The following is a 21,386-nucleotide window of genomic DNA, read 5'->3' on the forward strand; positions in this document are numbered from 1 at the left end:
CACGCCACCCGGGTCGTGCCCGGCAGCGATCGGCTGCCGCGGTGCCGCGGCGTCAGAACTTGGCTGCCGCGGAGGGGGCCTTGAGCGTCCCCAGGTACTTGTGCCAGAGGTGGTTCGGGTCGGCCTCGACCGCCTCGACGATCTCCCGCATCGCGGCGAGGGCCTTGGGCTCCCCGTCGTACACATCGCCCTGGAGCATCTTGAGGACGTCCAGGCGGTAGCGCGGGTCCTGGACGAACGCCGTGAAGAGGATGTTGAGGCGGTAGTAGATCGAGATGAACTCGTACCAGTTGTTGACCGCGCCACGGAGCGTGTTGACGTACCCGTCGAACCGCTCCTTGCGAAAGTCCCCGGCCTTGTGCGCCGCGATGATGTCGGCGGCGGCCAGACGGGCGCTGTTGAGCGCGACGCTGACACCGCTGGAGAAGATCGGGTCCACGAACCGGGCCGCGTCACCGATCATCACGAGCGAGTCGTCGGCGACCTTGCTCAGTGAGTAGCTGTAGTCGCCCTCGGCCTTGAACTCCTTGACCCGCTTGGCGTTCTTCAGCGCGTCCTGGAGGGCCGGGCGGCTGCCGATGGTGTCCCAGAAGAAGGTCTCCAGGTCGTTCTTGGCCTCCTTGAAGCGGGCCTTCTGGGTCACGACACCTATGGACGTGATGGTGTCCGTGATCGGGATCTGCCAGACCCAGGTGTCCTCCAGCGGGAGGAAGTGGATGAAGATGTAGTCCGCCTGGTCCTTGTTGACCGCGAGCGCCTTGCGGTCGAAGTCGTCGAACCAGGTGTGCACCGCGTACTGGTTGAAGACCGGGTCCGGCTCCTTGACCTTGAGCTGGCTGCCCATCATGGTGCGGCGGCCGCTGGCGTCGACGACCATGCGGACGGGGACGCCGACGGACTGGTTGCCGACCTTCGCCTGGATGACCGGGCGGTCCCGGTCGGTGAAGTCGACGCGGTTGACGCGTACGCCGTGGTAGACCTTCGCGCCCAGGCTCTCCGCGTGCTGGAGCAGGATCTGGTCGAACTTGCCGCGGTCGACGTGGAAGGTGTGGTCGCGGTCGACGCCGGCCTGGTCGCGCTCGCTGAAGAGGACCTCGGCGGCGCGGAAGTCGTGGTCCAGGCCCTGGAAGCCCAGGTGGTCGATGTTCCGGTCCTCCGCGGAGGTCCAGGCGGCGCCGTACTTCTTGGGGAAGCCCGCGGCCTCGACCTTCTCCATCGCCCCGGTGTCGATGAGCACCGGCGTCGTGGCCGGGACCAGCGACTCGCCGACGTGCTCGCGCGGAAAGGTCTCCGATTCGAAGACCACTACGGACAACCCCTCCTTGGCGAGATAGGAGGCGGCGGTGGAGCCGGCCGGACCGCCGCCGATGATGCCGATGTCGTAGTCGTAGTTCGCCGATGTCTCGGACACGTGATCTCCTGTCGCGAATTCGGGTGGGTGACGCCGTGCCGTGGCCGCTGGGACCTGTCCGGCGGGCAGGCCCTGGTCAGTGAGCGGGCGTACGCAGGGACAGCAGCAGGTCGGTGATGCTGTCCAGGTTCTGGAAGTTGGTGCCGGTCAGCTCGGTCGGCGGGATGTTGGTTCCCAGCTCGTCCCGGATGAAGGTGAGCAGCTGAGCGGTGTTGATCGAGGTGAGGATCCCCCACTCGAGCAACGGGGTGTCCGGGGCGATGCCCTGCGAGTCGGGCTCCGCCAGAAGCCGGTCCTGGACGAACTCGGTGAGCTGGGCGATCAGTTCGTCGCGGTCACTGGCCACGCCGTACCTCCTGGAGATGCGTTGAGGGGCGGGCGGTCCCGCCGGGATCCAACGGGTGTCCAACGGAGTTCAACGCCCGTTGATTTCAACACCTGATGATGTCATTTCCTGATGAACTCTACTAGTGTTGAGTTCATCGTCAAGAGGTCAACGGGCAGTGATGACCGAGTGGTTGGAGAAGCGATGACCCAAGCCATGACCCAAGTGGCGGCCCGACCGGTGACCGTGCGTCGGCCCGGACCGCCGGCCGGAGAAGTGCACGTCTGGTCGGTACGGGAGCCCGGCCCCGGGCAGGAAACGGCACTGTGGCGCTGCCTGGACCTGCTCTCGCCGGACGAGCTGCGGCGGTGGCGGCACATGGTGCCCTCGCAGCGCACGCTGTACGCCTCGGCGCATGCCGCGCTGCGCACCGTGACGGCCGCGTACGCCGGACTGACCCCGTCCCAAGTCACCTTCGCGGCAGGCAAGTTGGGCAAGCCCTATGTGTCCGGGGACCCGGGTCTGCGGGTCAGCCTGGCGCATACGGAAGGGATGTCCCTGGTGGCGGTGAGCCGTGACGGGCCCACCGGCGTCGACGTCGAACGGATCAGACCGCTCCGGGATCCGGCGGGCCTGCGCCGCCAGGTGCTCTCCGACCACGAGGCGGCACAGTGGCCCGTGGACCGCGAAGGCCCCCTGAACAGCGGCCTGTTCACCCACTGGGCGTGCAAAGAAGCGGTCCTCAAGGCCCTCGGCAGCGGCCTGGCGGGGGACCTGACCGCGGTGCGGGTCACGCCCGGCGCGCGACGGGCGGGTCCGGTACGGGTGCAGTCGGCCCCCGGCTCGGCCGCACGGACATGGAGCCTCCAACTCATCGACGTAGGAACCGAGTTCAGGGCCGCAGTGGCGGTCGCCGGGGGCGGCGGCGTCGTACGCGTGTACCCGCTCGAACCCGGTGAGCGGCCCGAACCGCCACCGCTCCCTTCGAGTCCCGCGACACCCACGACCCCCACCGGAAGCCTTCGCACTCACTTCACCAGGGAGATCCCGCCATGCAGCAGTTGAGCACCCCCGGACCGGGCACCACCACGCCGGGACAGGGCACCGCCACGCCGGGACGGGCCGCCACCACGTCCGCGCCCGCCAGCGCCCGCCAGATCCGCCCCACGCTGCTGTGCCTGCCGCACGCGGGCGGTGCCGCTCGGGCCTTCGCCGGCCTGGAGGCCGCGCTGCCGAGGGCCGCGAGGATGACGCTGCTGGAGCTGCCGGGGCACGGCAGCAGGATGGCCGAGCCGCTCCGGGAGGACTTCGGCGCCGTCATGGAGGACCTGATCCGCGGCTCCGCCCCGCACACCACGGGGCAGTACGTGCTGCTCGGGCACAGCATGGGCGCGGCGTTCGCCTACGAGATGGGCCGCTACTGGAGCGCCCTGGGCCGCCCTCCGGCCGGTGTCGTCGTGGTGGGACGCAACGGCCCCACAGCCCGGCGCACCCTGCCCGACCTGCACACCCTGTCGGCACCGGCGTTCCTGGACTCTGTGCGCCGGCTCGGCGGCACCCCGCCGCAGCTCTTCGAACACCCTGAACTGGTCAAGCTGTTCACCCCCGTGCTGCGCGCCGACTTCACCATCTCGGAGACGTACACCCCACTGCCCGGACCGCCACTGGCGTGCCCGCTGTGGGTGTGCGCCGGCGTGGACGACCCGATGGTGGACGATCCGGGCCTGCGGGACTGGGAGAACCACGGCGCCGGCGACGTCGCCATCGAGTGGCTGCCGGGCAACCACTTCCTGCTCGACGACCCGGCGTTCCACGCGTATGTGGCGGGGGTGCTGCGGGCGTTGCCCGAACCGGGGACGACGGCCTGAGCTCGGAGCTGCGGCCCGCACCCGTCTTCTCGTCAGGTGGCCCGGAGCCCGGGGGCGGGAATTCCCGCGCGCCCCGGTGCCTGCTTGCCTGGTGCCTGCCGCACTCTCCGTATCGCTTCGGCACCACATCCGTACCCTGAGTCCGGCCGGGTGGGAAGCGTGCCCCGGCTTCCCACCCGCCGTCTCAGGCCCCCTCGTACCCCGTCGCGGCCCTTCGGCAGGCGTTCGCACCACGCCGCCGGCCCTCGCCCCTGCTGGACGGGGGGAGGGCCGGAGGCGGAAGGGGCCGGGTCAGGCGGCGGGGTGCGCCCGTACCTCGGAGAACTGGGCCCGCCAATAGGCCAGCGGCGTAAGACCGGTGGAGATGTCGCCGTGCACCAGACGGCCGATCAGCACCTGGTGGTCGCCCGCCAGATGACTGCTCGTCAGGATGCACTCCGCGAACGCCACGGTGTTGTCGAGCAGCGGTGCGGAGGTGCGCTTGCCCGGGGTCCAGGGCACGCCCGCGAAGCGCTCGGGCACCGGCGACGCGAAGGTGCGGGCCGTCTCGGCCATGCCGGCGGAGAGGAAGTTCACCGCGAAGACCGAGCTCTGGTGGATGGCTTCGAGTGTCGCGCTGGGCTGCTTGACACAGACCAGCAGCAGCGGCGGCGAGGCCGACACGCTGCACACCGCGCTACAGGTGAGGCCACGCGGTTCGCCGTCGGCCGTGAGGCTGGTGACGACGCTCACCCCGGTCGGCAGGGAACCCATCACCGAACGGAAGGTGTGCAGGTCCACCTGGTCCAGCAGGGTCTCGGAGGTGCTGAGTCGTTCAGGCATGGGCAGGTCCTCGTCTCTGAGGCCGAGGCGGGTCAGGGCCGCGGAGGTCATCGGGGTTCACCGGGTGACTGTCATCGGGAAGCGCCGTACGCCGGGCATCGGGAAGCGCCGTCCGCCCGGCACAGGGAATCGCGGTGTGCCGGGCGCCGGGAATCGCCGTATGTCAGGCATCGGACGGGCCGTGGGCCGTGGGCCGGGCATCATGGCTCACCGCGCGTCGAGGGCGGTGATCTGCTTCAGCAGGGCCTGCCGGTCCGTCTTGCCGTTGCCGGTCAGGGGCAGTTCGGGGACGACATGGACCACGTCGACCACCATGTAGAGGGGCAGCCGGTCGGCACACTCGCGCTTGAGTTCGAGCAGCCCGGGAGCCTCCGGGCCCTCCGGCACCACCACGGCGTGGATCTTCGCGTCCAGACCGTCGCCCACCACGACACACGACGCGGAGGCCACCTTGGGATGGGCGGAGACCACCGTCTCGATGTCGCCGAGCTCGATGCGATGCCCGCGCACCTTGACCATGTGGTCGCGCCGGCCCACGTACTCCAGCATCCCGTCGGGCCCCATCCGGCCGATGTCACCGGTGTAGTAGGCGCCCTTGTGCGGCTCCTGACCCCAGTAGCCGAGCATCACCGTCGGACCGCTGACCACGATCTCGCCCTCACGCTCGCGCGGCGGGTGTATCCGGATGCGGTCGCCGCTGACGGCGGTGCCGATCGGCAGCGGACGGGTGCTGCCCAGATCGCGGTCGGTGACCTCGTAACTGGTGCACACATTGGTCTCGGTCGGCCCGTACCAGTTGAGCATCCGCACATCCGGCCACGCCTTGCGCAGCTCGTGGACCTGCTGGATGGGGAACGGCTCCCCGGCGAAGACGCACACCCGCAGATCGGCCGGCGGCTCGTCGCTGAGCAGCTCGCCGCGCTGCATCATCAGGACCAGCGCGGACGGCACCGAGTACCAGACGGAGATCCGCTCGCGGCGCAGCAGCGCGCCCAGCTGGGCGGGGTCGTAGGCCAGGCCCTCGGGGACCAGGACGACCGAGGCGCCGGCCAGGAAGGTGGCGTACAGGTCGAAGACGGAGAGGTCGAAGTTGAACGGCGCATGGTTGGAGAGCCGGTCGTCGGCGGTGACGCCCACCTCGTCGGCGGCCCAGCGGATGAAGGAGAGGGCGTTCCTGTGGCTGATGCAGACGCCCTTGGGCTCGCCGGTGGAGCCGGAGGTGTAGAGGATGTACGCCGGCTCGTCGGGCTCGTTCTCGTACGGCGCCGGGGCGTCGGCCGCCGGGGCCTCCTCGCGCACCTCGTCGAAGGAGACGAGCGGCAGGGAGTCGTCCCAGCCGGCGGCCGTGGCGCGGCGGATGCCGTCGGAATCGGCCACGACGAGGGCGGGCGTGCAACTCGCGGCGATCCGCCGGACCCGGGCGGCCGGGTTGTTGGCGCTGACCGGTGCGTAGATCGCGCCGACGCGCAGCGCGCCCTGCATGAGGGCGATGGCGTCGAGGGTCTTGTGGGTCCACAGCACGACCCGGTCGCCGGGGCGCACGCCGCGGCGGTGCAGCGCCGCCGCGTACCGGTCGGCGAGGTCGTCCAGCTCCCGGTAGCTGAACACCCCCTGGGACGAGCGCACGGCCGGGGCGTCCGGGGCGCGCCGGGCGGAGTCGATGACGAGCTGGTGGAGCCTCACAGGCCTATCTCCTTCACTATCAACTGACGCTGGATGTCCGAGGTTCCCGAGAAGATCGTGCTGGGCACGGCGTCGCGCAGCGCGGCCTCGATGCCGTCCTCACGCAGATAGCCGCGGCCCCCGAAGACCCGGACCGCGTCGGCGGCGGACGCCAGCACGCCCTCGGACACGGCCAGCTTCGACAGGGCGATCTCCAGCACGGACGCATCGCCCTGGTCCATCGACCAGCAGGCGCGGTAGAGGAGCAGCCGGGCGCTTTCCAGGCGCAGCTTCATGTCGGCGATGCGGTTCGCCACCGACTGGAACTCGCCGATCCTGCGCCCGAACTGACGGCGCTCCCGGGCGTGCGCCACGCACTGTTCCAGGAGCCGGTCGAGCAGACCGAGGTAGAGGGCGAAGAGGCAGGCGCGCTCCCAGCCCATGGAGTGCTGGAAGATCGCCGCGCCCGCGCCGACGCCGCCGAGCACCTGCTCCTCGGGCACGAAACAGTCCTCGAAGGTGACCGGGCCGGCCGGGCAGGAGTGCAGGCCCATCTTCTCGTAGGGCTTGCCCACGACGACGCCGGGCGTGTCCCGGTCGACGACCAGACCCGTGACCCCGAGGAAGCCCATCTTGGGATTGACGGTCGCGTACGTCACATACACATCGGCGGCCGGTCCGTTGGAGACGAAGCTCTTCGTGCCGTTGAGCACGAACCCGCCGTCGGTGGGCGTCGCGGTCATGCCGAGCCGCGAGGAGTCCGAGCCGGCCTCCGGCTCCGTCATCGCGTTGCCCGCGATCAGCCGGCCCGCCGCCAGCTCGGGCAGCAGCCGCCGGCGCAGGGCATCGCCGCCGAACCGTGCGAGGGGTACGGCGCAGGCGAAGGTGTGCGCCGCCGCGCCGAACACCAGACCGGTGTCGGCGCAGCCACGGCCCACGGCCTCCACGACACGCGCGGTGTCCAGCGCGCCGAGCCCCTGCCCGCCGTACTCCTTGGGCAGGCAGGAGCCGAGCATGCCGATCTCGGCGAGCCGCAGCCAGTCCTTGCGGGTGTAGAAGCCGTGGCCCGCGCCGGGCGCCGCGGGGAACGCGTCCCGCGTCGCGTCCAATACCTCGTCGTAGCGGGCCTGTTGGCCCTCGTTCCAGCCGAACTCCACATCTGCTCCTGGGGTACGGGGGAAGGGGGCGCCCTCCCTCATCGGATCGCTGGTCAGTCGGTCTCGGGGACGTGGCGCAGGTTGCGCGGGCCCACGTAACGCAGCCTGGGGTGGATGCGCCCCTGCTGGGCCCGCTGCTCCTCGACGTGGGCGAGCCAGCCGGGGACCCGGGCCGCCGCGAACATCGGGACGAACAGGTCGGAGGGCATGCCGAGCAGGTGGTAGATCGCGGCGGCGTAGCAGTCCACGGTCAGATAGGGGCGGGGCCCCTTCGACGGATGGGCGGCGGCGCGTACGGCGTCCAGGACCTGGAGGATGCGATCGCTGCCGGGGCCCGCGTTGAACCGGCGGGCCGCTTCGCGCAGCGGCCTGACCCGGGGGTCCTCCTCGGCGTGCGAGCCGGGCCTGGCGCGGGTGGCGGAGGCCTGGTCGGCCCGCCCGCGCAGATAGGCGGCGGTGGTGTCCGGGTCGCCGTCCTCCCGTGCCACGTCGATCACCTGGTGGGCGGCGCCGCCGTGCAGCGGTCCGGTGAAGGTGGCGAGCGCGACGGTGATGGTGGCGAAGGTGTCGGCGCCGGTGCCGGCCGCGACCCGGGCCGCGAAGGCCGAGGCGTTGCAGCCGTGTTCGGCCTGGAGGACCAGGCAGAGGTCGACCAGCCGCACCCGCTCCGGATCGCGGGGCAGGCCCAGCATGTAGAGGATGTTCTCGGCGTGCGACAGCTCGGGCGCGGGGCTCGGCAGCCGCCGTCCGGCGCGGGCCGCCTGCTGGGTGGCGAAGATCGTCGGGATCCGCGCGATCAGGCGTTCCCGCAGGTCGATGTGGGCCGCCGGGTCGGCGTTCGCCTCCGCGGCGACGCCGAGTGCGGGGACCGCGGTGCGCAGCACGGACGACGTACTGGAGTTGGCGTTGAGCACGAGGTTCGTCGCGACCATGGGAGGCAGTTCACGGGCCGCGGCGAGCCGGGCTTTGAAGGCGCTGAGCTCCTCGGCGTCCGGCAGCCAGCCGCGGATCAGCAGATGGACGACCTCCTCGAAGGTCACCCGGCCGATCAATTCCTCGATGGGATAACCCCGGTAGGCCAGCCGGCCGTGGACCGGGTCCACCTCGGAGATCCCCGTCTCGCCGACGACCACCTGGGAGATGTCGGTCAGCTCCTGCTCGATTCCCGCCGGCACCGGGCCCGGCAGCGCGGGGGCAATGGACGAGGCATCCGGGGGGACCTTGAACGGGGAGAGTTCGGCGAGCCGTTCGTCATAGAAGGCACGCAACTGCCCCACCGACTCGATGTGTTCGATGAGGTGGTCGTCGAGGGTGGTGCCCAACTCGTGCTCCAGATGGACCTGGAGTTCCACGGCGGTGAGGTTGTCCCAGCTGGCCACGGCGCGAAGCTGCATCTCGTCGCCGATGAACTCCGACGGCATGTCGAAGACGCGGGAAAGAGTGCTGATGACGGGGTGCACCTGGGCCTTCTCCTTGTCTGAGCGTCGCTTCTCCTGTGGGTGCCGAGCGACGAGGGGGGTGAGGTGTCGCGGCGCGGACGGGGTGCGCGGCCGGAGCCCTGCGTGGAGCCGGGCCGGCCCCGAGGCAGGCCGCGCGTGCTGCCGGACCCGGCTATCCGGCCAGGTCCGAGGCCTGCTCGCCGGCCGGCTCAGGCATCCGGACCACCGAGGAGGCCGAGGCCGGCGTTGAGGGCGTAGCGGGTGTGGCGATCAGATCCATCCGGGAGCGAGGGAAAAGGAACGGGAGGAGCGGGCCGGTCATGGCCGTGGTGATCAGCGCCATGAGGACCATCTCGGTGAAGAGGGTGTGGTCGAGCACCCCCAGGTTGAGCCCCACTCCGAGGATGATCAGCTCGGTCAGGCCCCGGGTGTTCATCAGGACACCGACGCCCGTCGACTCCCGCCAGCCGAGGCCGAAGGACTTGGCCGGCAGTCCGGCGCCGAGCAGCTTGCCGAGGATGGCGGCGGAGAGGATCAGGCCCAGCTCGCCCCAGGCGGTGAGCGACATGGCGGCGACGTCGACCGAGAGCCCGGTGACGATGAAGTAGACGGGCAGCATCAGTTCACCTGCGTGCTGGAGCGGGCGCAGCATCTTCTCCTCCAGCAGGGCCTCCGGCTTGCGGGGCATCACCAGGCCGAAGGCGAAGGCGCCGAAGATGGGGTGGATGCCGATCTTCGACGTGGTGTACGCGGAGAGCAGCAGGCCCGCCGTGACCAGCGTCGCCAGATAGACGCCCGTGCCGCGCTTGGATATCCAGGCGACCCCGCGGGCCAGCAGCGGGCGGACCACGACGATCATCGCGGCGCCGTAACCGGCGGACATCCAGAGGGTGTCGGTGAAGCCGGAGGGGCCGGACGCGGTCACGATCGCGACGACTCCGGCGAGCAGGCACCAGGCCAGTACGTCGCCGAAGGCCGCGCAGGTCAGCGCGAGCGCGCCGATCTTCGTACGGCCGAGGTTGTTGTCCTTGAGGATGCGGGCGAGCACCGGGAACGCGGTGATCGACATGCTGACACCCAGGTACAGGGCGAACGAACTGAACGGCACCTTCTCGCCGTTGACGTGCGAGTGGCTGTGGTAGATCAGCGCGGCGACCCCGAAGCCGAGGATCATCGGGGCGAGGATGCTGCCCGCGGTCACTCCGGCGACCGAGCTCTTCCGGCGCTTCATGGTCGTCCAGTCGAGCTCCCAGCCCACGGTGAACATGAAGAGCAGCAGGCCGAGTTGGGCGACCATCGAGAGTAACGGGCGTACCTCGTCGGGAAACAGACGCTGCGTCGGGTTCCCTGGGAGCAGTCCCAGCAGGCTGGGGCCCAGCAGGATGCCCGCGGTGATCTCACCGATGACGGCGGGCTGGCGTACGCGTCGCGCGAGATGGGCGAGAACCGTACCCGCGATCAGAATGCCGGCGATACCGGCGATGGCGGTGGCCTGCAGTGCTTCGGCGGTGTGCGGATGCGTCACGGCATCTCCTCCGGCATCGAAACTGGTCAGATATTGAACTTAATTCACTAGGCGTTGAACTCAACTGATGATGAGTTTTGCATGTGCCGTGGTGCGCGCACAAGGGGCGTCGGGGCCTGTCGGGGCTTGTCGGGGTCACACCTTCGTGCGAAACTCCCTACTTGTTGAGTTCAACGCATGTTGAGTTCATTGATAGTTGAGTTTTCTTGTCGAGCGTGAACCGCGGAAGGTGGTGCCTGACCATGCGCGAACTGGTGGAGGTGATCGAGTCCCCGGACTCGGTGCCGGCCGATGTGGCGGCCCTGGGAGTCCCCGAGTCCTTCCGGGCGGCCGTCCTCCACAAGGAGGAGGCGGGGATGTTCGAAGGAGTCGAGCTGCGCGACCGGCGCCCCGCCGACTCCATCCACCTTCAGAACGTGCCGACCCCCACCCCGGGCCCCGGCGAAGTGCTGGTGGCGGTCATGGCCAGCGCCGTGAACTACAACACCGTCTGGAGCGCCCTCTTCGCGCCGGTGCCCACCTTCGCCCTCCTGGAGCGCTACGCACGCCTCGGCGGCCTCGCCGCCCGGCACGACCAGCCGTACCACGTCATCGGCTCCGACCTGGCCGGCGTGGTCCTCAAGTGCGGGCCCGGCGTACGGCGTTGGGGCGTCGGTGACCGGGTGGTCGCGCACTGCGTCTCCGTCGAGCTGGAACACGCCGAGGGTCACGGCGACCCGATGCTCGACCCCGACCAGCGCATCTGGGGATACGAGACCAACTACGGCGGACTCGCCGAACTCGCCCTGGTCAAGGCGACCCAGCTGCTGCCGAAGGCCGCACACCTCAGCTGGGAGGAGGCCGCCTCGCCCGGACTGGTCAACTCCACCGCGTACCGCCAGCTCGTCACGCAGAACGGCGCGGGCATGAAGCAGGGCGACAACGTCCTCGTCTGGGGTGCCGTCGGCGGACTCGGCTCGTACGCCACCCAGCTCGCCCTCGCCGGCGGAGCGAACCCCATCTGCGTGGTCTCCTCGCCCGAAAAGGCCGCCCTGGCCCGCCAGTTGGGCGCCGAGCTGATCATCGACCGCAAGGAGGAGGGCTACCGCTTCTGGCGGGACCCGCACACCCAGGACCCCAAGGAGTGGCGCCGATTGGGCGCCCGCATCAGGGAGTTGACCGGCGGCGAGGACGTCGACATCGTCTTCGAGCACCCGGGCCGGGAGACCTTCGGCGCGTCCGTGTACGTCACCCGCAAGGGCGGCACCATCGTGACCTGTGCCTCCACCGCCGGCTACACCCACGAGTACGACAACCGCTACCTCTGGATGAGCCTCAAGCGGATCGTCGGCTCCCACTGCGCCAACTACCGCGAGGCGTGGGAGGCCAACCGTCTTGTCGCCAAGGGCCGTATCCACCCGACACTGTCGCGGACGTACGCCCTCGACGACGTGCCCCAGGCCGTCCAGTCCATCCACCGCAACGAACACCACGGCAAGGTCGGAGTGCGCTGCCTCGCGCCCGCGGAGGGACTGGGCATCACGGCCCCCGAGTTCCGCGCGCTCCACGAGAGCGCCATCAACCGCTTCCGCACCCCGCCGCCCCAGGCCGTGGCGCCCGTCCTGAGCGAGGTCGCCGCATGAGCGCGCGGCACGGCACGGTGGGCGTCGTCGGCCTCGGGACCATCGGCGGAGCGCTCGCCCGCAGGGCCGCGACCGCCGGGCACACCGTTCTCGTACTCGATTCCGACCAGCGGGCGGGGGAGCGGCTGCGGCAACTCCTCGACGAGACACCCGAGGCCGGCGGACGCATTCGGCTCGTGGACCGCTGGGAGGAACTCGCCCCCGCGGCAACGGTGTTGGAGGCAGTGCCCGAACGCCGCGACACCAAGGTCGCCGTGCTGCGCGCCCTCGACCGGGCCTGCCCGCCCGAGACCGTCCTGGCCAGCAGCGCCGCGGCCCTCTCGCTCACCGACCTCGCCGCCGCCTCCGGACGCCCGGGCCGGCTCGTCGGCCTCCATCTGGCCCTGCCGACGGCGGGCCTCGCGGAGATCGGCCGTACGGTCATGACCGACGAGTCCGCCCTCACCCAGGTGAGGGACCTCGTGGACGGCATCGGGCTGAGCCGGGTGACCGTCGGCGACCGGGCGGGACTGATCTCCACCTCGCTCCTCTTCGGCTTCCTCAACCAGGCCGTCATGATGTACGACCAGCGGCTCGCCGGGCGCGACGACATCGACGCCGCGATGCGCCACGGCTGCGGACTGCCCCTGGGACCCCTCGAACTCCTCGACCTCATCGGCACGGACACCGCCTGCGACATCCTCGACGTCCTCGCCGCGCGCTGGTCCGAGCCGACGCTCCAACCCGCCCGCCGACTACGGCACATGGCGCTCGCCGGTCTCCTCGGCCGCAAGTCCGGACGCGGCTTCTACGACTACCGCGAACCCGTAGGCGCCGCGCCCGCCCCTGAGCGGCGGTCGCCCGACGAAGCGCCGATCCGCACGGTCGGCATCGTCGGCACCGGCACCATGGCCACCGGCATCGCGGAGGTCTTCGCCAAGGGCGGCGTCGCCACCGTGCTGGTCGGCCGCACCGACGAACGCGCCAAGGCCGCCTGGGAGGCGGTCGCCGCGTCGACAGCCCGTGCCGTACGACGCGGCAAGCTGGCCGAGGCGGAGCGCGAGGCCGCCCTGGAGCGGCTCACCCCGAGCGGCGCTCTGGCCCAACTGGCCGACTGCGACCTGGTGATCGAGGCCATCGCGGAAGACCTGGACGTGAAGAAGGAGCTCTTCCGTACGCTCGGCGAGCTCTGCCGGCCGGGCGCGCTGCTGGCCACCACCACCTCCAGCCTGCCGGTGATCGAATGCGGTCTGTCCTCCGGACGCCCCGAGGACGTGATCGGGCTGCACTTCTTCAACCCGGCCCCGCTCATGCGGCTCGTCGAGGTGATCCCCTCACTGGAAACCGCACCCCAACACATCAGCGTCGCCAGGGAGTTGTGCCACCGACTCGGCAAGCACCCGGTGCAGTGCATGGACCGCCCGGGCTTCATCGTCAACGCGCTGCTCTTCCCCTACCTCAACGGCGCCGTCCGTCTGACGGAGAGTCACTACGCCACCCCCGACGAGATAGACGACGTGATGAAGCTGGGCTGCGGCTATCCGCTCGGCCCGTTCGAGCTGCTCGACATCATCGGCCTCGACATCTCGCTGAGCATCCAGCGCGTGCTGCACGACGCGGACCGTCATCCCCGTAGCGTCCCGGCACCCCTGCTGGGGCACCTGGTGGCTGCCGGCCGGGCGGGCCGCAAGTCCGGCGCCGGGTTCCGGGTCTACGGCTGACCGTCCGACTCAAGGAGGAAGCACCTGATGAACACCAACGCCGACCGAACCGCCCCCGCCGACGCCCTCGGCTGGGCCATGCTGGCGGAACTGACCGGCTGCGCCGACCTGGTCTGGGCCCTCGGGGGACCGGCGCCGGGGGACACGTCGGACGGCACCGACTCCGCACCGCACGACGGAGCCGACCGGTGACGGCCACGACGAAAGCCACCACGAGGACCACGGCCGAGGCCGCCGCCTCCGTGGAGGCGGTCGGGGCTGAAGCTACCGCGTCCGCGGGGACGCTCGCGGCTGAAGCCGGCGCGTCCGCGGGGATGGTCGCGACTGAAGCCGCCGTGTCCGTGGAGAGGGCCTCGGCTGAATTCAGAGCGACCACTGCAACGGCTGTCGCGGAAAGCGCCGCGACCGCTGCGACGGACGTTGCTGAACCCACCCCGCCCACCACGACAGCCGCTTCCGAAGCCACCACGACCACAGCCACCGTGCGGGACGCGGCCCTGGCCGCCCGTGCCGCGGCGATCAGGCTGTCCACCACGACCGGTGCCGAGCGGGACGCCGCGCTGACGGCCATCGCCGCCCGGCTGACGGCTGGTTCGGGCCGGATCCTCGCGGCGAACCGGCAGGATGTGGCGGCGGCCCGGGAGGCGGGGCGGTCTGCGACCGTGCTGGACCGCCTGACCGTCTCCGAGCAGCAGCTCGAAGCGCTCGCGGGGACGGCGCGGGCCCTGGCGGCCGAGCCCGACCCGGTCGGTGAGGTCGCGAGTGGCTCCGTCATGCCGAACGGCCTTGAGGTACGCCGGATCAGGGTGCCCCTCGGCGTCGTCGGCGTGATCTACGAGGGCCGGCCGAACGTCACCGTCGACGCCGCCGCCCTCTGCCTCAAGAGCGGCAACGCGGCCCTTCTGCGCGGCTCTTCGACCGCGCGGCACACCAACGCGGCCCTTGTCGACGTCATGCGGGAAGCCCTCGCGGACACCGCCGTTCCGGTCGACGCCGTACAGCTGGTCCCGGGCACGACCCACGCCTCCGTCCACGAACTCATGTCCCTGCGCGGCCTGGTGGACGTCCTCGTCCCGCGCGGCGGCCACGACCTCATCCAGGCCACCGTGCGCGACTCCATGGTCCCCGTCATCGAGACGGGCGTCGGCAACTGCCATGTCTACGTCGACGAACACGCCGACCTGGACAAGGCGTTGGCGATCCTGCTCAACGCCAAGACGCAGCGCCCGTCCGTCTGCAACGCCGCCGAGTCGCTGCTCGTCCATGAGCGCGTCGCGCCCGCCTTCCTGCCCCGGGCCCTGTCCGCGCTGGCCGGCCACGGAGTGACCGTGCACGGGGACGAGCGGGTGCGGTCCTTCCACCCCGCGGTGGTGCCCGCCACCGAGGAGGACTGGGGACGGGAGTACCTCTCCCTGGAGCTCGCGGCCGCCGTCGTCGGCTCGCTGGAGTCGGCGATCGAGCACATCCGCCGGTACGGCAGCGGACACACCGAGGCGATCGTCACCGACTCGCAGAGCGCCGCGCGCCGGTTCGTCGCGGCCCTGGACACCGCTGTCGTCGCCGTCAACGCCTCCACCCGCTTCGCCGACGGCGGGGAACTCGGGCTGGGCACCGAACTCGGCATCTCCACACAGAAGTTGCACGCGCGCGGCCCGATGGGGCTGACCGCGCTGACCACCACGAAGTACGTCCTCGTGGGCGACGGGCACATCCGGGGCGGAGCCGCCGCCCCGCTGTCGTAGATCAGGAGGTCCGGTCATGTACGTACGCATCATCACCGCGACGGAGCCGTCCGGCCGGATTCTGTACGCGGAGGAGCCGCGCGGCGAACGGAAACCCGCGACCGCTCCGCGCCCCTGGCCGGGACTGGCCGGAGTCGACGACGACCCGGCCGAGTTCCACATCGTCCGGGGCATCGACTAGTTGTCGGGCCGCTCGGTCCTTTGGATCGCTCGGTCTTTCGTTCTCGCGTCGGCGCCCGCCCCCGATCCGGAGGCGGGCGCCGACGCGAGAACGAAAGACGCTGTGGAAGGCGGCGATCACCCCTCGGCGAACACCCCTGAGGGTCATGCCCGAGGTGTGGCCGCCGTCTTCGGCGGGCCGCACCAGGGCTCCACCAGGGGCTCGGCAAGACCCCGGGCGTCCAGCAGCTCCAGCGTGCGGGCGTGCAGGCCGAAGGCGCGGGACCAGCCGGACCGTTCGGCGCGGCGCTCCAGGACCCGGCACCGTACTCTCGCGAGCGCGAGCTCGGCCGCCGTCACCAGCCCCGCGGGCCCGGCACCGACGATCAGCACATCTTCCATGACGGGGACTTCCTTCTCCGACTCGGTGTACCCGGGTGGGACGCGCGGAGGAACAGGGCGCCGGGCGCAGCCGGATGGTGCAGTGCCGACGACCGCATCCCATGCGGGGCCGCGCGCCGGCGGCAGGGGCGTGGGCTCCGGAGGTCCGCTCGCCGGTCACGGCTCGTTGCCTCCGGTGCTCACGCGCTCCGGTGTGTGCGTTCTGCGCGTCGGGGACAGGCCCCTGCCGGGCTGCTCACCGGCCCGGCGAGTCGCTCCCGGCGCCCGCCCGGGCGTACTCCTCCGCCGTACGGATCCGGATCCGTACGCGGGTCGGCGCGACCGGCGCCGTGTCCACCGGCGGCGGGGCGCTCACCAGGGGGACCAGGTCGTCCTGGTGGACCACCTCCCGCGTGGAATGCCCCTGGAGCCTCGGCAGTTCGCGTGCGTCGAGGCCGACGAGCCCGCGGGCCACCACGCGGCCGCTCTCGTCCTGCAGCTCCACCGGATCTCCGGCGACGAAGTCCCCGTCGACCCGGGTCACCCCGGCCGCGAGCAGTGGCCCGCGGCGCTGGGCGACGGTCCGGACCGCGTGTGCGGTGAGCCGGACCGAGCCGCGCGGGCTGCTGGCGTGCTCCAGCCAGAGCAGATGGTCGGCGGCCCGCTCCCCGGTGCGGTGGAAGAACGTGCCGGTCTCGCGTCCGGCCAGCGCGTCGGTGGCGTGGCGGGCGGCGGTGAGCACGACGGGAATACCGGCGTCGGTGGCGATGCGCGCGGCCTCCACCTTGGTCACCATGCCGCCGGTGCCGACCCCCGAGCTGCCGCTGCTGCCGACCTCCACGCCCGCCAGATCCTGCCGGCCGCGGACCTCCCGCAGCCGCTGCGATCCCGGCCTGCTCGGGTCGCCGTCGTAGAGTCCGTCGACGTCCGAGAGCAGGACCAGCAGGTCGGCGCGGACGAGATGCGCGACCAGGGCGGCGAGCCGGTCGTTGTCGCCGAACCTGATCTCCGCGGTGGCCACCGTGTCGTTCTCGTTGACCACCGGCACCGCGCCCATGGCGAGGACCTGGGCGAGGGCGCGATAGGCGTTGCGGTAGTGGGTACGACGGCTGATGTCGTCCGCGGTCAGCAGGACCTGGCCGACCCGCAGTCCGTAGCGGGCGAAGGAGGCGGTGTAGCGGGCGACGAGGAGCCCCTGGCCCACACAGGCCGCCGCTTGCTGCCTGGCCAGGTCCCGCGGCCGCTCGGTCAGGCCCAGCGGCGCGAGCCCCGCGGCGATCGCGCCCGAGGAGACGAGGACGACCTCGGTGCCCGTCGCCCGCGTCCGTGCGAGGACGTCCACGAGGGCGTCCACCCGGTCCGAGTCGAGGCCTCCGGCGGCCGTGGTGAGGGACGAGGAGCCGACCTTGACCACGATCCGACGGGCCGTCAGAACATCGGAGCGCAACGGCGGTTCGCCGTTCGGCCCCATGCCATCGCGGCGGTTCACCGCGCTGCCGGGCCGGACAGGGCGAGGTCTCCGGACGACAGGCTCCGGGGCATCTCGCGCAGCAGCGCGTGCACGGTCTCCACGACGAGGACGGGCCGTTCGTACGGCAGGTCGTGGCCCTGCCCCGGCACGGTCTGCAGCACGGCCCCCGGTATCTCGGCGGCCAGCCTCCGGGCCTGTGCGGGCGGGGTGACACAGTCCAGGGTGCCGACCAGGATCCGGGTGGGCACCCGGGCCAGCGCACCGAGGCGGCCCGCGCAGTCGTGGGTGGTCAGGGCGGCGTAGAACTCGGCGATGGCCATCGCGGGGATGTCCCGGAAGGCGCGGGCGCCCTCGCGGACCGTGTCGGTGTGCGGTCCCGGCCCGAACACCGCGCGCCACAGCGGGGCGGTGTTCGGGTGCGACAGCGGCCCGGTGAGCAGCCGGTGCACCGTCCGGGCCGAGCGGGGCGAACGCATCAGCCCGTCGGCGACCCGCTGCCGGGCCCGGCTGAGCCGTCGTACGGCCGCGCCGGGCCGGTCGACGGGGACGGTCAGCCCCTCGGCCACCTCGTTCAGACAGGTCGAGATCAGCCCCACGCCCGCGACCCGGCCCCCGAACAGGACGGGTTGACGTGCGGCCAGCTGCTGGATGGCCATGCCTCCCATGGAATGACCGAGCACGACCACGGGGGCGTCGTCCCGGGTCGCCTCGGCGAGCACGCGGGCCAGGTCGCGGCCGAGCAGCGCCATGTCGAGTGCGGCGGCGCCGCGGGTGGAACGGCCGTGGCCCCGCTGGTCGTAGCTGACCGTGCGGACCGCCGGGAAGCCCTGGCGCGGCCGGGTCAGCGCGTCGATGTGCGGCCGCCAGTTGTGGGCGGACATAGTCCACCCGTGGCACAGCAGGACGGTGACCGGGGCGTCGGGATCGCCATGTGTGTACACGGCGATCTCGGCGCCGTCGTCGGTGGTCACCGAGCGCACCAGGCGACGGGGTTCGGCGAGGGCGAGGGCGGTCATGAGACCCGGCCACGGTCGGCGGCGAGCGCTTCCGCCCTGCGGGCACGGGGCCTTCGGATACGGGGCTGGGGAGCATGCGACTCGGGGGAGCGGACGTAGGCGGACGCCGACTCGGCCATGCGCCAGGCCTGTTGGACCTGGCCGAAGGTGAGTCCCAGGGCGCCGGCGATCCGCTGGGGGCTCCAGCCGCGCCGACGCAGGAACCACACATAGGCCGGACGCTGCCGCGGATGCGGATCGATCCGCCGGCTCCCGTTCGCCAGGAACGCCGCCAGCTCGGAGCTGATCGCGCCGAGGGTTCCGGCGACCCGGAGCAGTTCCCGGCGCTCCCGGACGTTGAGACCGCCCCAGATCCCGGTGCTCTCCTCGTTCAGCAATGCCTCGCGCAGGCACTCCTCGGTCACGGGGCACCCGGCGCACAACCGCTTGGCGGACGCCTCCCGTTCGTCGTCGGTGCCTCCGGCGGGCGGAAAGAAGGTCTCGGGGTCGGCATCACGGCAGGCCGCGCGCTCCACCCAGGGGTCGGTGTCCGCACGGTGGTGCGCCGGTGCGTGCATGGCGGTCGGCCCTTCCTCGGCGTGGGCGTGGACGGTTCTCAGAGACCGAGAATAAACTCAACACGCAATGATTTCAATGGTTGTTGATATCTGACCCGGCGCTCGTGCACCAAGGTGCTGGATGTGGTGGAAAGTTGAAGGTACGACGGCTGTCCAGTGGATTCCACGCTTGTTGAAATAGGGGCTTGCTGGCACCAACTCCGCTGGCGTACCGTCACGTTGGCTTCACCCGCAAGGCCCAGGTAAGGGCCACGGGAAGCGCCGACGGACGTGCCCTGGGCCCAGCCCGGTCAACCCCACCGTCCGCAGTGCGCCCGTACGGCGGAGGCCCCGGACCCACGCTCTTGATCGTCACGCGCCATCGAGCTCGACGTACTTCAACCGCGGCTGTACGGCGCTCCCAACGGGGGGAGCACGATCAACACCTGGGGGGTGTTTTGCGTGCGCGGACTTCCTTCGCCAGAGCTGTCGAACGGGCCGGCGGTCGTTGTCGCACCTGGATGATCCGGGCGGCGCCGCGCCGTTCACAACGGGCTCGTTCTCACTTCGCAACCGTCCGAGAGCTCTTGGAGGTCGTATGTCCGTCGTCGTCAGCGCCCCTGTCGTGTCACTGCCTCGCTTCCAGGTGACCACCGATGAACTGCTCGACCGGATCACCGAGTTGTACCCGGATGACCCCAGCCTGTCCGTCGTCCGGCGGGTCATCAGGAGCACCACGGTCCGTACGCGGTGGTACTCCCGGCCGCTGGAGCGGCAGTTCGCCCCCGCCCCCTCGCTCGCGGAGCGGACGCGCACCCATCTGATGGACAGCCTGGAACTGGCGGAGAAGGCCGCGCACGGAGCGCTCTTCGAAGCGGGGCTTGCCGCGTCCGACATCGACGGCCTCGTCGTCCTCAGCGCCACGGGCCACACGATGCCGGGGCTCGACGTCCTGCTGATGGAGAAGCTCGGACTGCCTCCTTCGGTCCGCCGCATACCGGTGAGCCAAGTGGGTTGTACGGGAGGGGTGTTCGGGCTGACCCGCGCCATGGAGATGGTGACCGCGCACCCGGGATCCACGATCCTCATGGTCTGTTCCGATGTGTTCAGCCACTATCTGCACCAGGGTGACTCCGGCCTGGACGGCATGATCCTGAAGGGGCTTTTCGGCGATGCGGCCGGCGCCTGTGTGGTGCGCACCGAAACGCAGGGACCCCATATGGAGCTCACCGACTCCTGGGAGTACGTCCACCCCAACAGCCATGACATCGTGGGTAGCCGGCTGGACTGCGACGGGCTGCACGCCTTCAACTCGCCGAGACTGCGGCACGTGGTCGAGGGTGCGATGCCCCGTCTGCGGGAGTGGCTGGAACGCACCGCGCCGCCCGGTACGGATCCCGCGCCGCGGTTCGTGGTCTCGCACACCGGAGGCCCCAGAATCCTGGACGCCGTCGTCGCGGGGCTGGGCTGCGACCCCGCGATGGTGGACCTCGCCCGTGACTCGTTGCGGGAGCTGGGCAACGTGGGTTCGGTCTCCGTCCTCGACGTCCTGGAACGGACCTTCGTCAAGTCGCCCGCCGACGGCGATCACGGCCTGCTGATCGCGGCGGGCCCAGGTGTGTCCCTGATCGCCGTGCGCGCCGTCTGGCGTGTGTGGGGGTGACACGGGACATCGCATGATTCCGCACAACGGCCTTGCTCGCGCAGATGGCTGAGCCGGCGGTCCCGGTAGGGAGCCGCCGGCTCTTGGCTGCCCGGCGGGCGCCGCGCGGACGAGGGGTCAGTCCTTCCGGGCGCTGCGGGGTTCCAGTTCGGTGGACAGACGCAGCTCCAGGGCCGGTACGACCCAGGCGAGGAACTCCTCGAAGTCCATCTCGGCCAGTGGGTGGACCTTGAGTACATAGCGCATGAGGGCGAGTCCGACGAGGTGACCCGAGGCCAGGGCCGCGCGGGTCTCGGCGTCCGGATGGTCCCGGTACCCGGAATTCGCCGCCCAGTTCTTGGTGCTTTCCTCCACGCGGGCGCGGAGCCTTTCCGAGGTGGCACTGTCGGCGAGACCGGCCCGGTAGATGGCCGTCATGCCGTAGCGGGTTTCCTCGCTCTCCCAGAACGACAGATACGCGCGGGCCAGCCAGGCGGCCTCTGCCGTACCGGCGTCCGCCATGTCCGGGGGCAACTCGTCGAAGACGGAGGAGACGCTGAGCGGCGAGTTGACCGCGGCGTCGAACACCCCCTCCTTGTTGTCGAAGAAGTGGTGCACCAGCGCCGGATCCACCTGGGCGTCCTCCGCGATCGCGCGAATGGTCGTCCTGGCGTAACCGTGTTCGGCGAAGAGGTGGAGCGCCGACTCCATGATCTGATCTCTCGTGCCACTGTCTCCGGGCCGGCGTCCGCTGCGCGCACGCACCGGACGCGGCTTCTTGGCTGCCGGGGAGGCGGCCCGCCGAGGGGAGGCGGACTTTCGGGCGGGGGTGGGCGAACCGTCTGCGGACCTGGATGTCATGGGATCACTGCACTTCGGGGGTTCCGTGAGCGGGGTAATTCACTGCG

The 21,386-nt window shown here is 71.0% G+C and carries 19 protein-coding genes and 1 pseudogene; 8 read left to right on the forward strand and 12 right to left on the reverse strand.

All coding sequences use genetic code 11. The annotated features are described in order from the left end of the window. Positions 1–52: 52 nt before the first annotated feature. Together AB5J50_RS41290 and AB5J50_RS41295 are read right to left on the reverse strand one after the other, a co-directional pair. A complete protein-coding gene (locus tag AB5J50_RS41290) occupies positions 53–1,411 on the reverse strand; it encodes an NAD(P)/FAD-dependent oxidoreductase (protein WP_327433132.1) in 1,359 nt (452 codons plus the stop codon). A 76-nt stretch (positions 1,412–1,487) separates the two neighbouring features. Beyond that, complete coding sequence (locus AB5J50_RS41295) at positions 1,488–1,757, reverse strand: acyl carrier protein (RefSeq protein WP_327433133.1); 270 nt, start codon at positions 1,755–1,757, stop codon at positions 1,488–1,490. A 183-nt stretch (positions 1,758–1,940) separates the two neighbouring features. Between AB5J50_RS41295 and AB5J50_RS41300 the strand changes: the two genes are divergently transcribed. After that, a complete protein-coding gene (locus AB5J50_RS41300) occupies positions 1,941–2,801 on the forward strand; it encodes a 4'-phosphopantetheinyl transferase superfamily protein (protein WP_369263745.1) in 861 nt (286 codons plus the stop codon). After that, the gene (locus AB5J50_RS41305) at positions 2,789–3,604 is read left to right on the forward strand and encodes a thioesterase II family protein (protein WP_369263746.1); all 816 of its coding nucleotides are present in this window, start codon (positions 2,789–2,791) and stop codon (positions 3,602–3,604) included. Before AB5J50_RS41300 ends, AB5J50_RS41305 begins: the two co-directional genes overlap by 13 nt. Positions 3,605–3,895: 291 nt before the next feature. On the opposite strand, the gene AB5J50_RS41310 is transcribed toward AB5J50_RS41305, so the two are convergent. From AB5J50_RS41310 to AB5J50_RS41330, 5 genes are all read right to left on the reverse strand, one after another. Next, positions 3,896–4,426, reverse strand: a complete 531-nt coding sequence (locus tag AB5J50_RS41310; protein ID WP_369263747.1) for a flavin reductase family protein — start codon at positions 4,424–4,426, stop codon at positions 3,896–3,898. A 207-nt stretch (positions 4,427–4,633) separates the two neighbouring features. Further along, positions 4,634–6,109: an amino acid adenylation domain-containing protein gene (locus AB5J50_RS41315; protein ID WP_369263748.1), complete on the reverse strand. Its 1,476-nt coding sequence runs from the start codon at positions 6,107–6,109 to the stop codon at positions 4,634–4,636. Then, positions 6,106–7,245, reverse strand: coding sequence for an acyl-CoA dehydrogenase family protein (locus tag AB5J50_RS41320; protein ID WP_327433138.1), 1,140 nt, complete (start codon positions 7,243–7,245; stop codon positions 6,106–6,108). Before AB5J50_RS41320 ends, AB5J50_RS41315 begins: the two co-directional genes overlap by 4 nt. 53 nt (positions 7,246–7,298) lie before the next feature. Then, a complete protein-coding gene (locus tag AB5J50_RS41325; protein WP_369263749.1) occupies positions 7,299–8,705 on the reverse strand; it encodes a citrate/2-methylcitrate synthase in 1,407 nt (468 codons plus the stop codon). 151 nt (positions 8,706–8,856) lie between these two features. Continuing rightward, positions 8,857–10,209, reverse strand: a complete 1,353-nt coding sequence (locus AB5J50_RS41330; protein ID WP_369263750.1) for a cation:proton antiporter — start codon at positions 10,207–10,209, stop codon at positions 8,857–8,859. A 242-nt stretch (positions 10,210–10,451) separates the two neighbouring features. Here AB5J50_RS41330 and ccrA point away from each other — a divergent pair, with 242 nt between their 5' ends. From ccrA to AB5J50_RS41355, 5 genes are read left to right on the forward strand one after another with little or no spacing between them, the layout of a single operon-like run. Further along, complete coding sequence (ccrA, locus tag AB5J50_RS41335) at positions 10,452–11,831, forward strand: crotonyl-CoA carboxylase/reductase (RefSeq protein ID WP_369263751.1); 1,380 nt, start codon at positions 10,452–10,454, stop codon at positions 11,829–11,831. Then, positions 11,828–13,531 (forward strand): 3-hydroxyacyl-CoA dehydrogenase family protein, encoded by a 1,704-nt coding sequence (locus tag AB5J50_RS41340; RefSeq protein WP_369263752.1) that lies wholly within the window; start codon positions 11,828–11,830, stop codon positions 13,529–13,531. Before ccrA ends, AB5J50_RS41340 begins: the two co-directional genes overlap by 4 nt. 27 nt (positions 13,532–13,558) lie before the next feature. After that, the gene (locus AB5J50_RS41345) at positions 13,559–13,723 is read left to right on the forward strand and encodes a hypothetical protein (protein ID WP_369263753.1); all 165 of its coding nucleotides are present in this window, start codon (positions 13,559–13,561) and stop codon (positions 13,721–13,723) included. After that, complete coding sequence (locus AB5J50_RS41350; protein WP_369263754.1) at positions 13,720–15,273, forward strand: glutamate-5-semialdehyde dehydrogenase; 1,554 nt, start codon at positions 13,720–13,722, stop codon at positions 15,271–15,273. The genes AB5J50_RS41345 and AB5J50_RS41350 overlap by 4 nt, the downstream gene beginning before the upstream one ends. Before the next feature lie 16 nt (positions 15,274–15,289). Then, positions 15,290–15,454 carry a hypothetical protein gene (locus tag AB5J50_RS41355; protein WP_327433144.1) on the forward strand — a complete coding sequence of 55 codons (165 nt, stop codon included), beginning with the start codon at positions 15,290–15,292 and terminating at the stop codon, positions 15,452–15,454. A gap of 143 nt (positions 15,455–15,597) precedes the next feature. Here AB5J50_RS41355 and AB5J50_RS41360 read toward each other — a convergent pair whose 3' ends face one another. The 4 genes and pseudogenes from AB5J50_RS41360 to AB5J50_RS41375 form a co-directional block, all read right to left on the reverse strand. Next, complete coding sequence (locus AB5J50_RS41360; RefSeq protein WP_369263755.1) at positions 15,598–15,834, reverse strand: FAD-dependent monooxygenase; 237 nt, start codon at positions 15,832–15,834, stop codon at positions 15,598–15,600. Between the two features lie 235 nt (positions 15,835–16,069). Continuing rightward, on the reverse strand, positions 16,070–17,284 hold the full coding sequence (gene proB, locus AB5J50_RS41365) for a glutamate 5-kinase (RefSeq protein ID WP_369265656.1): 1,215 nt from the start codon (positions 17,282–17,284) through the stop codon (positions 16,070–16,072). 14 nt (positions 17,285–17,298) lie between these two features. Then, positions 17,299–18,300 (reverse strand): alpha/beta fold hydrolase, encoded by a 1,002-nt coding sequence (locus tag AB5J50_RS41370; RefSeq protein WP_369263756.1) that lies wholly within the window; start codon positions 18,298–18,300, stop codon positions 17,299–17,301. A 302-nt stretch (positions 18,301–18,602) separates the two neighbouring features. Continuing rightward, positions 18,603–18,857: pseudogene (locus AB5J50_RS41375) on the reverse strand (WhiB family transcriptional regulator); the annotation flags it as partial. A 577-nt stretch (positions 18,858–19,434) separates the two neighbouring features. On the opposite strand from AB5J50_RS41375, the gene AB5J50_RS41380 reads away from it, so the two are divergent. Then, entirely contained in the window at positions 19,435–20,499 is a 1,065-nt protein-coding gene (locus AB5J50_RS41380) for a PhlD (RefSeq protein WP_369263757.1), read from the forward strand. Between the two features lie 117 nt (positions 20,500–20,616). Here AB5J50_RS41380 and AB5J50_RS41385 read toward each other — a convergent pair whose 3' ends face one another. Then, the gene (locus tag AB5J50_RS41385; protein ID WP_369263758.1) at positions 20,617–21,189 is read right to left on the reverse strand and encodes a TetR family transcriptional regulator; all 573 of its coding nucleotides are present in this window, start codon (positions 21,187–21,189) and stop codon (positions 20,617–20,619) included. Between the last annotated feature and the right edge of the window lie 197 nt (positions 21,190–21,386).

The sequence above is a fragment of the Streptomyces sp. R35 genome, from assembly GCF_041053035.1.
Taxonomy (GTDB): domain Bacteria; phylum Actinomycetota; class Actinomycetes; order Streptomycetales; family Streptomycetaceae; genus Streptomyces; species Streptomyces lutosisoli.

What these genes read in the sequence shown, in the direction of transcription:
- AB5J50_RS41305 (WP_369263746.1), top strand. Translation starts at nt 2,789, where the DNA reads ATGCAGCAGTTGAGCACCCCCGGACCGGGCACCACCACGCCGGGACAG.
- AB5J50_RS41340 (WP_369263752.1), top strand. Translation starts at nt 11,828, where the DNA reads ATGAGCGCGCGGCACGGCACGGTGGGCGTCGTCGGCCTCGGGACCATC.
- AB5J50_RS41360 (WP_369263755.1), bottom strand. Translation starts at nt 15,834, where the DNA reads ATGGAAGATGTGCTGATCGTCGGTGCCGGGCCCGCGGGGCTGGTGACG.
- proB (WP_369265656.1), bottom strand. Translation starts at nt 17,284, where the DNA reads ATGGGGCCGAACGGCGAACCGCCGTTGCGCTCCGATGTTCTGACGGCC.
- AB5J50_RS41385 (WP_369263758.1), bottom strand. Translation starts at nt 21,189, where the DNA reads ATGGAGTCGGCGCTCCACCTCTTCGCCGAACACGGTTACGCCAGGACG.
- AB5J50_RS41355 (WP_327433144.1), top strand. Translation starts at nt 15,290, where the DNA reads ATGTACGTACGCATCATCACCGCGACGGAGCCGTCCGGCCGGATTCTG.
- AB5J50_RS41300 (WP_369263745.1), top strand. Translation starts at nt 1,941, where the DNA reads ATGACCCAAGCCATGACCCAAGTGGCGGCCCGACCGGTGACCGTGCGT.
- AB5J50_RS41370 (WP_369263756.1), bottom strand. Translation starts at nt 18,300, where the DNA reads ATGACCGCCCTCGCCCTCGCCGAACCCCGTCGCCTGGTGCGCTCGGTG.
- AB5J50_RS41310 (WP_369263747.1), bottom strand. Translation starts at nt 4,426, where the DNA reads ATGCCTGAACGACTCAGCACCTCCGAGACCCTGCTGGACCAGGTGGAC.
- AB5J50_RS41380 (WP_369263757.1), top strand. Translation starts at nt 19,435, where the DNA reads ATGTCCGTCGTCGTCAGCGCCCCTGTCGTGTCACTGCCTCGCTTCCAG.
- ccrA (WP_369263751.1), top strand. Translation starts at nt 10,452, where the DNA reads ATGCGCGAACTGGTGGAGGTGATCGAGTCCCCGGACTCGGTGCCGGCC.
- AB5J50_RS41345 (WP_369263753.1), top strand. Translation starts at nt 13,559, where the DNA reads ATGAACACCAACGCCGACCGAACCGCCCCCGCCGACGCCCTCGGCTGG.